At 73.2% G+C, this 13,810-nt stretch carries 14 protein-coding genes; 4 read left to right on the top strand and 10 right to left on the bottom strand.

Going from position 1 to position 13,810, the window contains the following annotated elements:
- Nucleotides 1-154: 154 nt before the first annotated feature.
- Together ACIBG7_RS16115 and ACIBG7_RS16110 are read right to left on the bottom strand one after the other, a co-directional pair.
- Nucleotides 155-1,162, bottom strand: a complete 1,008-nt coding sequence (locus tag ACIBG7_RS16115; protein WP_397336694.1) for a hemolysin family protein — start codon at nt 1,160-1,162, stop codon at nt 155-157.
- Nucleotides 1,159-2,502, bottom strand: a complete 1,344-nt coding sequence (locus tag ACIBG7_RS16110; RefSeq protein WP_397336693.1) for a hemolysin family protein — start codon at nt 2,500-2,502, stop codon at nt 1,159-1,161. The genes ACIBG7_RS16115 and ACIBG7_RS16110 overlap by 4 nt, the downstream gene beginning before the upstream one ends.
- Before the next feature lie 162 nt (nt 2,503-2,664).
- Here ACIBG7_RS16110 and ACIBG7_RS16105 point away from each other — a divergent pair, with 162 nt between their 5' ends.
- On the top strand, nt 2,665-3,294 hold the full coding sequence (locus ACIBG7_RS16105; protein WP_397336692.1) for a class I SAM-dependent methyltransferase: 630 nt from the start codon (nt 2,665-2,667) through the stop codon (nt 3,292-3,294).
- On the opposite strand, the gene ACIBG7_RS16100 is transcribed toward ACIBG7_RS16105, so the two are convergent.
- The 6 genes from ACIBG7_RS16100 to ACIBG7_RS16075 form a co-directional block, all read right to left on the bottom strand.
- Nucleotides 3,269-4,069, bottom strand: coding sequence for a rod shape-determining protein (locus tag ACIBG7_RS16100; RefSeq protein ID WP_357925625.1), 801 nt, complete (start codon nt 4,067-4,069; stop codon nt 3,269-3,271). The two genes, ACIBG7_RS16105 and ACIBG7_RS16100, sit on opposite strands and share 26 nt — an antisense overlap.
- Entirely contained in the window at nt 4,066-4,338 is a 273-nt protein-coding gene (locus ACIBG7_RS16095; RefSeq protein ID WP_397336691.1) for a TraR/DksA C4-type zinc finger protein, read from the bottom strand. Before ACIBG7_RS16095 ends, ACIBG7_RS16100 begins: the two co-directional genes overlap by 4 nt.
- Nucleotides 4,339-4,384: 46 nt before the next feature.
- A complete protein-coding gene (locus tag ACIBG7_RS16090; RefSeq protein WP_397336690.1) occupies nt 4,385-4,729 on the bottom strand; it encodes a hypothetical protein in 345 nt (114 codons plus the stop codon).
- Between the two features lie 138 nt (nt 4,730-4,867).
- A complete protein-coding gene (locus ACIBG7_RS16085; RefSeq protein ID WP_397336688.1) occupies nt 4,868-5,821 on the bottom strand; it encodes a M23 family metallopeptidase in 954 nt (317 codons plus the stop codon).
- A 114-nt stretch (nt 5,822-5,935) separates the two neighbouring features.
- Nucleotides 5,936-7,036, bottom strand: a complete 1,101-nt coding sequence (gene chrA / locus ACIBG7_RS16080; RefSeq protein WP_397336687.1) for a chromate efflux transporter — start codon at nt 7,034-7,036, stop codon at nt 5,936-5,938.
- A gap of 136 nt (nt 7,037-7,172) precedes the next feature.
- Complete coding sequence (locus tag ACIBG7_RS16075) at nt 7,173-8,360, bottom strand: MFS transporter (RefSeq protein WP_397336686.1); 1,188 nt, start codon at nt 8,358-8,360, stop codon at nt 7,173-7,175.
- 14 nt (nt 8,361-8,374) lie between these two features.
- On the opposite strand from ACIBG7_RS16075, the gene ACIBG7_RS16070 reads away from it, so the two are divergent.
- From ACIBG7_RS16070 to ACIBG7_RS16060, 3 genes are all read left to right on the top strand, one after another.
- Nucleotides 8,375-8,947 carry a helix-turn-helix domain-containing protein gene (locus tag ACIBG7_RS16070; protein ID WP_397336685.1) on the top strand — a complete coding sequence of 191 codons (573 nt, stop codon included), beginning with the start codon at nt 8,375-8,377 and terminating at the stop codon, nt 8,945-8,947.
- An 84-nt stretch (nt 8,948-9,031) separates the two neighbouring features.
- Complete coding sequence (locus tag ACIBG7_RS16065; protein ID WP_357933281.1) at nt 9,032-9,619, top strand: carboxymuconolactone decarboxylase family protein; 588 nt, start codon at nt 9,032-9,034, stop codon at nt 9,617-9,619.
- Nucleotides 9,616-10,557: an RNA polymerase sigma-70 factor gene (locus ACIBG7_RS16060; RefSeq protein ID WP_397336684.1), complete on the top strand. Its 942-nt coding sequence runs from the start codon at nt 9,616-9,618 to the stop codon at nt 10,555-10,557. The genes ACIBG7_RS16065 and ACIBG7_RS16060 overlap by 4 nt, the downstream gene beginning before the upstream one ends.
- 184 nt (nt 10,558-10,741) lie before the next feature.
- Here the strand turns inward: ACIBG7_RS16060 and ACIBG7_RS16055 are convergent, their stop codons facing one another.
- Entirely contained in the window at nt 10,742-12,664 is a 1,923-nt protein-coding gene (locus tag ACIBG7_RS16055; protein WP_397336683.1) for a glycosyl hydrolase family 18 protein, read from the bottom strand.
- A gap of 152 nt (nt 12,665-12,816) precedes the next feature.
- Nucleotides 12,817-13,773 carry an NAD(P)/FAD-dependent oxidoreductase gene (locus ACIBG7_RS16050; protein WP_397336682.1) on the bottom strand — a complete coding sequence of 319 codons (957 nt, stop codon included), beginning with the start codon at nt 13,771-13,773 and terminating at the stop codon, nt 12,817-12,819.
- Nucleotides 13,774-13,810 lie beyond the last annotated feature (37 nt).

Raw genomic sequence — 13,810 nt, 5'->3', positions numbered from 1 at the left:
CCGAGGTGCCCGACCGGGAGAACACCAACTTCAAGTACGCCGAATGGGACGACATCGCCGACGAACTCGACCTCGACGTCGACACCGACGGCTGGGACCCGCGCGACTAGCCGTCGCCGCCGGGGCCGGGAGACGTCCGTCTCCCGGCCCTGCCTCAGTCTTGGACCAGCAGCGTGGCCAGCAGGTCGTCGAGGGTCACCAGGCCGCGCAGCGAGCCCTCGCCGACCAGCGCCACCTGGCTGTGCGCCGCCCGCATCGTGCTCAGCGCCGCCGACACCGTCGTGCCCGGCGCCAGCACCGGCACCGGATGCACCAGCCGCCGCGCCGGGACGGCCGAGCCGCGCACCCGGGCGAGATAGGCGTCGCGCACGTGCAGCACGCCCAGCGGCCTCCCGTCCTCCCAGACGATCATCCTGGTCCGGTCCGCCTCCGCGGACAGGTCGATCACCTCCTGCGGCGAGGCCGCCGCCGGGACGCCCACGATGTCGGCCACCGGCACCACGAACTCGTCGATCGCCACCGTCGGCGCGGCCAGCGCGCGGCTGAGCACGCCGTGCTCCTCCGGCTCGATCAGCCCCAGCCGCCGTGACTCGGCCACCAGATGCCGCAACTGCGCCGGGGTGCGCGGGTTGCCGCCGTCCTCGCGCGGCCGGACCCGGAACAGCCGCAGCAGCAGGTCGCTCATCCCGTTGAGCAGCTTCAGCAGCGGCCGGACCACCACGGTGAACCCGCGGAAGGGCAACGCCAGCACCGTCGCCGAGCGCTCCGGATGGGCGATCGCCCACGACTTCGCCATCATCTCGCCGATCACCATGTGCAGGAAGGTGACCAGGCCCAGGGCGAGCACGAAGGCCACCGCGTGCGCGGCGGCCGACGGCAGGCCCAGGCCGTGGAAGAGCGGGGCCAGCGTGCCCGCGATCACCGGCTCGGACACCACGCCCAGGCCCAGCGAGCACAACGTGATGCCGAGCTGCGCGCCGGCCAGCATGAGCGACAGCTCCCTGATGCCGTTCACCGCCGCCCTGGCCGCCCGGCTGCCGCGGGCCGCCTGCTTCTCCAGCCGGTGCCGCTTGGCCGCGACCAGGGCGAACTCGGCGGCCACGAAGAAGCCGTTGCCCAGCAGGAGGGCGAGGGTGACGGCCAGGCCGGCGCCGAGGCTCATGCCTGCTCCTCCCGCCCGGACACCGGCGTCAGCCGTACCCGCTCGGGGACGTGGTGGTCGAGCGTGAGGACCTCCAGGCGCGCGTGCGTCGGCGCTTGCTCGTCCAACGTCGGCGCCAGCGCCACGGTCAGCACGTCACCCGGTACGGCGAAGCGGCCCAGCTCGTTGAGGATGAGCCCGGCCAGGGTGTCGTAGTCGTCCTCGTCCGGCAGCTCCAGGTCGGTGGCCAGGGCGATCTCGTCGATGCGCAGGGCGCCGTCCACCTCCCAGCCCTCGCCCCGCCGGACGATCGCCGGCTCGTCCACGTCGTTCTCGTCGGCGATCTCGCCCACCAGCTCTTCGGCGATGTCCTCCCAGGTCACCAGGCCGGCCAGGCCGCCGTGCTCGTCCACCACCACGGCCACCTCCTCGCCCTGCGCGTGCAGCTCGGCGACCAGGTCCGGCAGCGAGGTCGAGAACGGCACGACGATCACCGGCCTGGCCAGCTCCCGCAGCCGGGTCGTCGCGGCCCGCTCGGGCGGCAGCGGCGTCAGCTCCTTCAGCCCGACCACCCCGACGACGTCGTCCAGGCGGTCGCCCAGCACCGGGTAGTGGGTGTGGCCGTAGGTGGCGATCAGCCGGTCGAGCGCCGGGACGGTGGCCTCGGCGTTGACCGTGATCACGTCCACCCGGGGCACCATCACCTCCTCGGCGGTGTGGTCGGCGAAGGCCAGCGCGCGCTCCAGCACGTCGGCCTGGCTGCCCGGCAGGTGGCCGTGCGCCTCCGACTCGCCGATGATGTGCCCCAGCTCCTCCAGCGTCGCGCCGTGATGCAGCTCCTCGACCGGCTCGATGCCGATCGCGCGCAGCAGCCTGGTCGCCGCGCCGTCGAACAGCCGGACGACCGGCCCCGCGACGGCCAGGTAGACCAGCGTGGACCCGGCCAGCGCGCGGGCCAGCCGCTCGGGCCTGGCCAGCGCGAGGTTCTTCGGCGCCAGCTCCCCGAGCACCATCTGCACCACCGTCGCGACCACGAACCCCAGCGTCAGCGCCAGCCCGCCGACCACACCCGCCGGCACGCCCAGCGCCTCCAGCCCCGGCGCGATCAGCTCGGCCAGGGCCGGTTTCGCGATGAACCCCACCACCAGCGCGGTCACCGTGATCCCGAGCTGGGCGCCGGACAGCATGAACGACAGCCGCTCCATCACCCGGACCGCCTTGCCCGCCTTGCCGTCCCCCTCTGCCGCCCGCTGCGCCAGCAGCAGCCGATCGGCGCTCACGAAGGCGAACTCCTGCGCCACGAAGTAACCCGTGGCCAGCGTGAGGACGACCACGGCCAACAGCCCCAGGGCCACGTTCACCTCTGCCGTCCCCTCTTTCCGGCGAGTGTTCCCAGACCAGACGCTATCCGATCAGTCGGAGACCACCCGCGAAGGGCCACCTGCCCCGCCTGTCCCCCCGGAACCACCCCTGGCGGGCAGCGCACCGGGCGAAGTGTCGGTGGCGGCTGCCATGCTCGCGCCATGAGCTCGATCGCCGCCTTCTGGGACGCCGCCGCGGCCACCTTCGACGAGGAAGCCGACCACGGTCTCCGCGACCCGGCGGTCAGCGCCGCCTGGGCGGCGCGCCTGCGCTCCTGGCTGCCACCCCTGCCGGTGGACGTCCTCGACCTCGGCTGCGGCACCGGCTCCCTGACCCTGCTCCTCGCCGGGCAAGGCCACCGCCCGGTCGGCGTGGACCTGTCCCCGCGGATGGTGGCTCTGGCCAGGACCAAGCTCACCGCCGCCGGGTTCGAGGCCGGCGTGGTGGTCGGCGACGCGGCTGACCCGCCGGTCGCCGGCCCGTTCGACGTGATCCTCGCCCGCCACCTGCTGTGGACCCTCCCGGATCCGGAGGCCGCCCTGCGCCACTGGGTCACCCTCCTGCGCCCCGGCGGCCGCCTGGTCCTGATCGAGGGCCGCTGGGCGACCGGCGGTGACTACGTGGAGAGCGGGTTTCCCTGGTCGGGCGGCGTGGAGGCGGACCGTCTCGTCCCGGCGCTGCCGCCCGGGCTGGCCGACGTGTGGGTCGACCCGCTCGCCGACCCCGCGCTGTGGGGCCGGTCCGTCGATGGTGAACGGTATGCCGTCATCGCGCTCGCCCCTCCGGACTGACCTCCGTTCCGGGGAGACCGGTGGTGAGCGACAGCCGCAGCAGGCCGCGGATGGTGGCGTGCTGCGGCTCGGGCGCGGCCCGGACGGGCATGCGCAAGGCGGTGGACAGCCGCGTCACCAGCGCGCTCTCGTGGGCGCCGCCGCCGGTGACGACCAGCCCGGCCTCCCGCGCGGTGGCGCGGGCGCGGCCGGACAGGCGGTGCAGCAGCGCGGCGGTCATGGCGACGACGCTGTCCTGGGCGTAGGAGACCAGTCCGGCGGAGGTGGTGGCGGCGAGCTGGAGCGCGGTGGCGTCCTCGATCGCGCCGCCGCGCAGGGTCACGGCCTCGACGATGCCCGCGCCGACGTCCAGCAGCAGCCGCGGGCGCGGGTCGGCGAGGTCGAGCCCGGCGCCCGCCGCGGCGGCCAACGGCTCCTCGATCAGCGTGACCGGGCAGCCCGCCGCCGCCCCGACCGACTCGCGTACGGCCCGCCGGTCGTGGGAAGAGGCGGCCAGCGGGATCCCGGCCACCACGTGCGCGACCGGCCAGCCGCCCGACAGCCGGGCCTCGCGCATCACCAGCCGGGCCAGCTCCAGGCAGGAGCCCCGGTCGGCGACCATGCCGTGCCGCAGCGCCTGCCCCGAGCGTGGCGGCCTGGCGGAGAGGTGGGAGGGGAGGTGGGAGGGGCGGTCGGCGATGGCCGGGCTGGCCGAGCACAACGAGCGGGTCCGGGCGGTGCCCAGGTCGAGCGCCACGAAGCTGACCCCGCCGGGAGCGGCTCGCACGGCGCTCACGCCGCCTCCCGGGGCCGCGGCGGAGTGGCGCAGGAGACGCAGGTGGGACGGTCGGGCGTGCGCAGCAGGTGGGCGAGCGGGATGAGCGCCCCGCAGAGCCGGCACAGGCCGTAGTCGCCGTGGTCCATCCGTTCGAGGGCGGCCTCGGCGGCGCGGGCGGCGGGCGTGCCGGCGCGCAGCTCGTACAGCAGGGCGCGCAGCTCTTCCAGGCGGTTGAGGTGGCGGTCGTAGTTCTGCAGGTGGGCGTGGACTGATCTGGTTTCGGCCATGACGAGACCGGCTCCTAGCGTGGGAAAGGGACGCGGCTGGAGTGGGTCAGATCAGCGGCGGGCTGCGCGGCCCGGCGATGCGGTGGGCGAGCTGCTGCGGGTCACGCAGGGCGTCGGCGCGCAGGCCGGGGCCGGGCAGCAGGACCACGTGGGCGGGCAGGGTACGGTCACCGGCCGGCCACAGGATGACGGCGCCGGCCTGGGTGCGCGGCGGCGGCGTGGAGAGCTGGGAGTCCCAGCCGTCCCAGCTCACCGTCTCCTGCGCGTCCCGTGCCTGCTCGCCGCCGGTGCCGGCGGCGCTGCCGTACAGCAGGCCGCCGAGCAGCAGAAGCAGGCCCATCACGCACGGGAGCGCGATGGCGCCGAGCGGTCGGGTGCCGGAGCCTGCCACAAGGCCGACCATAGCCCACTTCCGGCTGATCCCGCCCGTCCAGGTCCGGGCCGAACACGAAGGTCCCGCCGGGCGAGCGTGCTCGCCCGGCGGGACCCGGATCACGAGGTCAGGGAGGAGTCCTCCCCGGAGGTACGGCTAGCCGCAGTGCTCGAAGGGGCTGGTGTAGGAGCTGCTGCCGACCGAGCCGCCCCAGCGCACGCACTGCCCGGCGGCGTGCAGGCGGACCGGGCCGGCGTAGTACCCGAAGTTCCCGGCGTCGGTCACCCGGCTCTCGCCCTGCGGCTCCAGGAAGGCCGAGACCGCGGTGTTGACGCCGAGGTTGGTCGACTTCATGGTCACGACGCAGTTGTAACCGTTGCCGGAGTTGTACAGCAGGTAGGTGGTGCCGCCGCTCAGCCCGGCCGAGTCGACGACCGCGTAGCCGCTGCCGCACGCCTCCTGCGGGGTGTACGGGTTGGTGCCGCCACCGCAGGCGTTGGTGCTGGTGATGGCCTTCTTCTGGCCGAGCGAGACGGTGACGCCCTCGACGGTCGGGCTGGTGTCCATCCCGCCGCCGGAGAACCGCTGCTCGTAGTGCAGGTGCGGGACGGAGGTGCCGGTGGCGCCCACGTTGCCGATCTGGGTGCCCTGGCTGACGCCCATCGAGGCCCCGGCCGCCCGGACCATGCTCGACATGTGCGCGTAGCGGGTGCGGGAGCCGTCGGAGTGGTGGATCTCGACCCACTTGCCGTAGCTGGTGTTGCCGTAGTCGTAGAAGTAGGCGGTCCCGGCGGCCGTGGCGCGCACGGGCTCGCCGTTGGTCTCGTCGCCGCCGTAGTTCTGCCAGTCGATGGAGCCGTTCGGGTTGTGGCCGCCGGTCCAGTTGTTGGCGTAGAAGGTCTTGCCGCAGTTGAAGGGGCTCTTGTGCGAGACCGCCAGCAGGGCCGTGGCGTCGGCCGGCTGGTCGGTGGACTGCTCGGTGGACTGCTCGGCGGCGGGGTCGGCGGGCGGGTCGCCGGCGGCGCTGGCGGGCACCGCGGGCAGGAGGGCCACCACGCAGGCGGCGAGGAAGGGGATCGCGGATCGAAGGGCCTGGGGAAGTGTCACCATGCTCGCCTCTCAGGCATGTGAGGGGGGTTTAGAGGCCGATCATGAACGTAACTCCGAAGGATCCCTTCATCAATACTGATGACGTGAAATTTTTCGCCCCTCCGGGAGGGGCCGTTAGGACAGCCAGACGTGCACGAGACCGACCAGCGCGCCCGCGGCGATGTACCAGGCGTTGTTGAGCCTGGTCCGCCAGAGCAGCACCAGGGTCACTATGGCGATGGCCGCGGTCGGCGGGTCGACGATCGAGGCGCGGCCGAGCTGGAGCGAGACCCCCGCCATCAGCGCCAGCGCGGCGGCGTTGAGCCCGTCGAGCAGCGCCGAGGTCCACTCGCTGGAGCGCAGCCGATCGGTGATCCGGGTGAGCAGGCCGACGAAGACGAAGGAGGGCAGGAAGATCGCCACCGTGGCCAGGAAGGCGCCGAGCGGCCCCGCCACGAGGTAGCCGATGAACGTCGCCGTGGTGAACACCGGCCCAGGGGTGACCTGGCCGATGGAGACGGCGTCCATGAGCTGCTGCTCGGTGATCCAGCCGAGCCGTTCCACGAAGTCGCCGCGCAGGAAGGCCAGCAGCACGTAGCCGCTGCCGTACAGCACCGAGCCGATCTTCAGCATGGTGAGGAAGAGCTGCTCGTTCACCCCAGACCCCAGCAGCGGTACGGCCAGCAGCCCGTGCGCCCCCGGCCGCCGCGCCAGCCGTACCCCTGCCGCCAGCAAAGCCCCCGCCGCGAGCACGACCAGCTCGTTGACGCCGAGCAGGTAGGCGGCCAGCGCCGCGGCGGCCAGCACGCCGAGCCAGACCGTCTTGATCACCGTGCGCAGCAGCCCGAAGAGCGCGTGCGCGATGATCGCGATCACCGCAGGGACGATCCCGTACAGCAGCCCCTCGACCGCGGGCGTCTGCCCGTAAGTGACGTACGCCCAGGCCAGGGCGGTCACGATCAGCGCCGCGGGAAGGATGAAGCAGACCCCCGCCGCCAGCAGCCCGCGCCGGCGAGCGCGGTCGTAGCCGAGGTGGATGGCCAGCTCGGTGGAGTTGGGCCCGGGGATCAGGTTGGTGGCGCCCATCAGGTCGGCGAAGCGCTCGTCGGTGACCCAGCCGCGACGGCGCACCAGCTCGTCGCGCATCATCGCGATGTGCGCCGCCGGGCCGCCGAAGGCGATGGTTCCCAGCTTGAGGAAGAGCAGCGCGACCTCGCCCACCCCGTGCGGCTTCACCCGGTCCCCTTGTCGTGCGTGTGGTTCTGCCGGGCCATCCTGTCGCAACGCGAGGGCGTGCGGAGGCCGGGGAGGGGCGCTCGGCGGGCGTGGCGGCGAATCGTCCGCTGATGTCCTTCCGGCGGTAACCCGGCGTTCAACCGCCGGGCCAGGTCGCGGGCGGGCGCCAGGCGAGCGTGGCCGCCGCCGCGGCCACGAACAGGCCGGCCAGTACGGCCCAGCTCGGCCCGCCGAGGAACTGGAGCAGGCCGGTGACCAGGATCGGCCCGAGCACGTACCGGGAGAAGGAGCGTCCCATGCCGAACACCGCCAGATGCTCGGCCCTGCCCTCCGCCGGCGCGAGGGCGTAGGACAACGTCCAGGCCGCGCTGACGGCGAGCAGCTCGCCGAGGGTGAGCAGGACCGTGGCCGCGGCGAACCAGCCGGCCCAGTAGCCAAGGCAGGCGGCGGCCAGCAGTACCGCGCCGGCCGCCTGCCGGCGGCGGGCCGCTTCGGGTGTGGCGGTCAGCCGGGCGGCGGGGAACTGCAGCAGGACGCAGAGGACCGTGTTGATCGCGTACAGCGGGCCGATCCAGGGCCGCAGGGCGGGCTCCTGGAGGGCCAGCCAGAGCGGGAAGCCCAGGTTGAGGACCGGCTGCCAGAGCTGGAGCAGGGTGTCGAGCCCGGCGAGGGTCAGCAGCCGCGGGTTCCGCCACGGGCTCGGCCTTTCCAGGTCTCCGGGCGGGCTCGGCTTCTCCAGGCCGTCGGGCGGGCTCGCACGGGGTGCGGTGCGGAGGGTGAGCAGGAGCGCGGCGACCACGACGTACGCCGCGGCGTTGGCCAGCAACACGACCTGGAAGGAGTCCCGGGTGCCCGAAGCGGTCAGCACCCCGCCCAGCAGCCCCCCGGCACTGATCGCCAGGTTCGCGACCGTGCGGTAGTGCGCCATGACCCGCTCCCGGCGGCCCGCCCCGGCGAGCTCGGCCGCCAGCGCCTGGGTCAGCGTGACGATGCCCTGGTCGGCCACGGTGACCAGGCACGCGGCGGCGAGGAAGGACGGCCAGCCGCCGACCACCATGTACCCCGCGGTCCCGGCGGCCCGGGCCAGATGCAGGGCGACCAGCACCCGCCGGGTCCCCAGCCGGTCGGCGAGCCGGCCCACGGGCGCCGAGCAGAGCAACGCGAGCGAGCCACCGAGGCCCAGCCCCGCCCCGACCTGCCAGGCGGGTAAGCCGGCGTGCTGGGTGAAGTAGACGGCCGACAGCGCGAGGAACAACCCGGAGCCCAGGTAGTCGACGAATCCGGCCCCGACCAGCAGACGTACAGAATATTGTGTCTCCGGCATACTATAATGGTCTCATGGAAGAGGTGACGCGCACTCTGGCGGCCAACGTGCGGGCGGCCCGGCAGGCCCTGGGCTGGCGGCTGGAGGACCTGGCCACCAGGTCCGGGGTGAGCCGCAACATGGTCCAGCAGATCGAGACGGCCAGGACCAATGCCAGCGTCGCCACGCTGGCCAGGCTCGCGGCCACGCTGGGCGTGCCGATCGGCGTGCTGGTCGAGCCGCCCGAGGAACTGGGGTATGTGGCGCGGGCGGCGGAGGTGCTGGAACGGCCCGCCGGCCGGGCCAGCCGGTCCAGGCTGCTGGTCAACGACGGGCAGGCGCCGTTCGTGGAGGTGTGGGACTTCGTGATCGCGGCGGGGGACGAGATCCGCTCGCCCGGGCACCCGGCGGGCACCCGGGAACTGCTGCACCTCTATGAGGGGGAGCTGCAGGTGGGGGTCGGGGGAGCGGAGTTCGAGCTGCGGGAGGGCGACGCGTTGCGGATGCGCGGTGACCGGCCGCACGTGTACCGCAACCCGGGGACGCTCGTCGCGCGGCTGGGCATGACGGTGGTGTACTCCGGTGAGCGCGACCCGCGCTACGCCTGACCCGGCGGTCCTCGGCCGGTGCGGTGTCACACTCGGGCGGCGGGCGGTGTCTGCATGGGGAGAGCAGATCCGAGGAGGAGACGCATGACCGGAAACCGGATTCCCCACGCCGAGATCACCGGCCTGTACGGAGCCGTGCTGAAGCGGGCGAGCAAGCGGATGCTGGGCGAGGTGCCCGATTCGCTCGGGGTGCTGTGGCACCATCGGCCCGTGCTCGGCGCCACCCTCGGGATGGGCCGCAAGGCCACCAGGTGGGACCGGTGCGACGAGAACCTGAAGTCCTACGCGCACCTGGCGGTGGCCGCCCTGGTCGGCTGCTCCTTCTGCCTGGACTACGGGTACTTCCGCGCGCACAACGAGGGGCTGGACATGGCCAAGGCGCGTGAGGTGCCCAGGTGGCGGGAGTCGGCGCTGTTCACGCCGCTGGAGCGGGACGTGCTGGAGTACGCCGAGGCGATGTCGCGGACGCCGCCCACGGTGACCGACGAGCTGTCGGCCCGGCTGCTGGACCGGTTGGGGCCGGCGGCGCTGCTCGAACTCACCGCCTTCGCCGCACTGGCCAACCAGACCGCCCGGATGAACGTCGCCCTCGGCATCGAGGCGCAGGGCTTCGCCGCGGCCTGCGGCCTGGAGCCACTGGCCCGGCCGAGCGGCGCCACCCCGGCCCCATGACCGAGCCCTGCGATCCCGAGCACCCCCGGCCCGCCGACGGCCCGCGTCACCAGCCAACCCCCGCCGAGGATCCGTTCGTCGGTCACCGCAGGTTGCTGTTCACCGTCGCCTACGAGGTGCTCGGTTCGGCCGCCGACGCCGAGGACGTGGTGCAGGAGACGTGGTTGCGCTGGGCCGCACTGGCCCCGGCGGCGCGGGACGAGGTGGTCGATCCGCGCGCCTACCTGGTGCGGAGCGTCACCCGGCAGGCGCTCAACCGGCTCCGCACCCTGGCCAGGCGGCGGGAGGAGTACGTGGGGGAGTGGCTGCCGGAGCCGCTGCTGGTCGGCCCCGACGTGGCCGAGGACGTGGAGCTCGCCGAGAGCGTGTCGTACGCGATGCTGACCGTACTGGAGACGCTCGGGCCGGCCGAGCGGGCGGTGTTCGTGCTGCGCGAGGTGTTCGCCACGCCGTACGAGGAGATCGCGGCGGCGGTGGGCAGGACGCCGGCGGCGGTGCGGCAGATCGCGCACCGGGCGCGGGCGCACGTGAGTGCGCGGCGGCCGAGGACCCGGGTGAGCCGGGCCGAGCAGGACGCGGTCGTCGAGCGGTTCCTGGCCGCGGTGCGCGGCGGCGACCTGGGGGAGCTGATGGAGGTGCTCGCCCCGGACGTGATCGTGGTCGCCGACGGCGGCGGCGTGGTGAACGCGTCCCGGCGGCCGGTCAGGGGCGCCGGGCGGGTGAGCACGCTGCTGGCGACCCTGACCCGGCTGGAGCTGGACTTCGAGGTGGCGCCGATGCGGCTGAACGGCGGGCCGGCGGCGCGCTTCGAGCTGGACGGGCGGCTGGACGCGGCCGTGGCGCTGGTGATCGAGGACGGGCGGGTGAGCCGGATCTACGTGATCCGCAACCCGCACAAACTGGGCCGCCTCGACCGGGAAGCGGAGCTGGGCCGCTGAAGGGCGGAAAAGCTGAGCGGCGGAAAGGCTGAGCGGCGGAAAGGCTGAAGGGCGAAAAGCTGAGCGGCGGAAAGGCTGAAGGGCGGAAAAGGAAGCGGGTGCGGCGCCCGGAGCGCCGCACCCGCCCGTCCTACTCCGGCCGAGCCCTCCTCGGATCAGAAGGGGCGGGCCGGGTCGTGCCGGCTCAGCCGAGCCCGCTCTTCATGGCCGTGATCAGCTCGCCGTTGGTGGTGTCACCGGAGAGCTCCCAGAAGAACGCGCCGCCGAGAGCCTGCTGCTTGGAGTAGCTCATCTTCCCGCCGATGGTCGCCGGGGTGTCGTAGCTCCACCACTGGTTGCCGCAGTGCGCGTAGGCGGTGCCGGCGACGGTGCCGGTGGCCGGGCAGCGGGTCTTGAGGACCTTGTAGTCCTCGTTGCCCTGCTCGTAGGTGCCGGGCGCCGGGCCGGTGGCGGTGCCGCCGGGGGCGGACTGGGTGACGCCGGTCCAGCCGCGGCCGTAGAAGCCGATGCCGAGCAGCAGCTTGCTGGCCGGGACGCCCTTGCTCTTGAGCTTCTGGATCGCGTTGTCGGAGTAGAAGCCCGGGGTCGGGATGCCGTTGTAGGTGGTCAGCGGGGAGTGCGGGGCGGTCGGGCCCTGCGCGGCCCAGGCGCCGAAGAAGTCGTAGGTCATGACGTTGTACCAGTCGAGGTACTGCGCCGCGCCGCCGTAGTCGGCCGCGTCGATCTTGCCGCCGGAGGTGCCGTCGGCGGTGATGGCCGCGGTGACCAGGTAGTTCTGGCCGAAGCGGGTGCGCAGAGCCTGCATGAGGTTCTTGAACGCCGCCGGACCGCTGGTGTCACAGGTCAGGCCGCAGGCGTTCGGGTACTCCCAGTCGATGTCGATGCCGTCGAACACGTCGGCCCAGCGCGGGTCCTCGACCAGCTTGTAGCAGGAGTCGGCGAAGGCGGCCGCGTTCTGCGCCGCCTGGCCGAAGCCGCCGGACCAGGTCCAGCCGCCGAAGGAGAACAGCACCTTGATGTGCGGGTACTTGGCCTTCAGCTTGCGGAGCTGGTTGAAGCTGCCGCGCAGCGGCTGGTCCCAGGTGTCGGCCACGCCGTCGACGCTCTCGGCGGCGCCGTAGGACTTCTCGTAGTCGGCGAAGGAGTCGCCGATGGTGCACTTGCCGCCCTGGACGTTGCCGAAGGCGTAGTTGATGTGCGTCAGCTTGGCGGCCGAGCCGCTGGTGTCGATGTTCTTGACGTGGTAGTTGCGGCCGTAGACGCCCCACTGCACGAAGTAGCCGAGCAGCTTGTTGCCGCCGCCGGTGCACCCGGTGGTGGTGCCGGAGACCGGCGCGCTGGGAGCCGACTCGCCGTTGGCGTTGTAGGCGCGCACCGTGTAGGTGTGCGAGGTGCAGGTGCCGAGCCCGGTGATCGTGGCCGAGGTGCCGGTCACCTGGGCGACCTGGGTGCTGCCCTCGTAGACCCGGTAGCCGGTGACGGTGCCGGTCGAGGCGCCCCAGGACAGGGCGATCGAGGTGCCGGTCACCGAGGAGACCGACGGGGCGCCGGGCTGGCCGGGCGCGCCGTTGCCCTGCTGGGTCGAGGCGGTCAGCGGGGCACTGTCGGCCGAGCGGTTGTTCGCGGCGTCCTTGGCGCGGACGGTGTAGGTGTAGCTCGTGCCCGCGGTCAGGCCGCTGTCGGTGTAGGCCAGCGTGGTGCCGTTGGTGGTGGTCACCAGGGTGCTGCCGCGGTAGACCTCGTAGCCGGTCACCCCGACGTTGTCGGTCGAGGCGTTCCAGGCCAGCGCGATGCTGCTGGTCGTGGTCGCCGTGCTGCGCAGGTTGCCCGGCACCGTGGGCGCCTGGGTGTCACCGCCGCCGCCACCGCCGGCCTTCCACAGCGCGGGAACGTTCGGCGGCTCCCAGCCCGGCAAGGAGGTGTGGCCCTGGACGGCGGTGTAGTCGGTCCCGTTGTAGGTGACAACCGCGCCCACGGCGTAGGTCGTGTAGGGCGCCCATGCGGGCGCCATGGTCCGCACCGCCGCGTGGGCGCTCGGCACGGTGGCGATGAAGGTGCCCCCGGGGATCAGTAAGGCCCCGAGAGCTGCGACGAGGAAACGCTTCATGAACTGCTCCGGCTGTTGGGGGGTGGGAGCTCTCTAAAGGAATCTAATAGGAAAGTTTCCTTTAAATTAAGCCGGAACGTATCTCCTGACAGAAAAGCTGTCAAGAGTCGGCGGGACCGCCCCACGTCAGGAGGGCGGCCCCGCTTCCGCGCTCAGCCCAGCGCCGCGACCGCCTCGCGGGTCTCGGACATCACCAGGTCGGCGTTGATCTGCGCCCCGGCGGCGGCCCCGGCCGCCGCCGACGCGCCGACCTGCGCCATCAGGTCGCTCACGTTGCCCGCCGCCCAGACTCCGGCGACCTCGGTACGGCCGGCGGCGTCCACCGGGATGTGCTCGCCGACTCCCATCGGGTGCTCCACGGCCTTCAGCCCGAGCCCGTCCAGGAACCCGGCCCTGGCCACCATCCGGGTCGCCACGGCCAGCGCCTCGCGGGCGACCACCCGCCCGTCGGCCAGCCGCACGCCCGACAGCCGGTCCCCGGTCACCTCCAGGCCGGTCACCTCGCCCGCCTCGACCCGGACGCCACGGGCCGCGAGCTGCGCCCGCTCCTCGTCGGTGAGCGGAGCCGCGGTGTGCGTGAAGTAGACGACGTCCGCGCTGAGCTGCCGGAACAGCAGCGCCTGGTGCATGGACATCGGCCCGCTGGCCAGGATCCCGATGGCCTGGTCGCGCACCTCCCAGCCGTGGCAGTACGGGCAGTGCAGCACGTCGCGGCCGAAGCGCTCGCGCAGCCCCGGGATGGCCGGGAGCTCGTCCGACAGCCCGGTGGTGACCAGCAGCCGGCGGGCCCGCACGGACCGGCCGTCGGCGAGGGTCACCACGAAACCGCCGGACTCCTCCTCGCGCCGGGCGCTCGCGATCTCACCCCGCACCACGTGCCCGCCGTACTGGCGCACCTCGGCCCGGCCCAGCGCCAGCAGCTCGGCCGGAGGCATGCCCTCGCGGCCCAGCAGCCCGTGCACGCCCGAGGCGGGCGTGTTGCGCGGGTCGCCGGCGTCGATCACCACGACCGAGCGCCGGGATCGGGCCAGCATCAGCGCCCCGTTCAGTCCCGCGGCGCCTCCGCCGGCCACCACCACGTCATAGCTGTTCAGCAACCTGTCGGTCATCTCGACCACCTCCGTGCCCCGACTATGCGGCACGTCT

The sequence above is a fragment of the Nonomuraea sp. NPDC050328 genome, from assembly GCF_044459405.1.
Classification (GTDB): Bacteria; Actinomycetota; Actinomycetes; order Streptosporangiales; family Streptosporangiaceae; genus Nonomuraea.
This window is presented reverse-complemented; position numbering and strand designations above follow the sequence as displayed.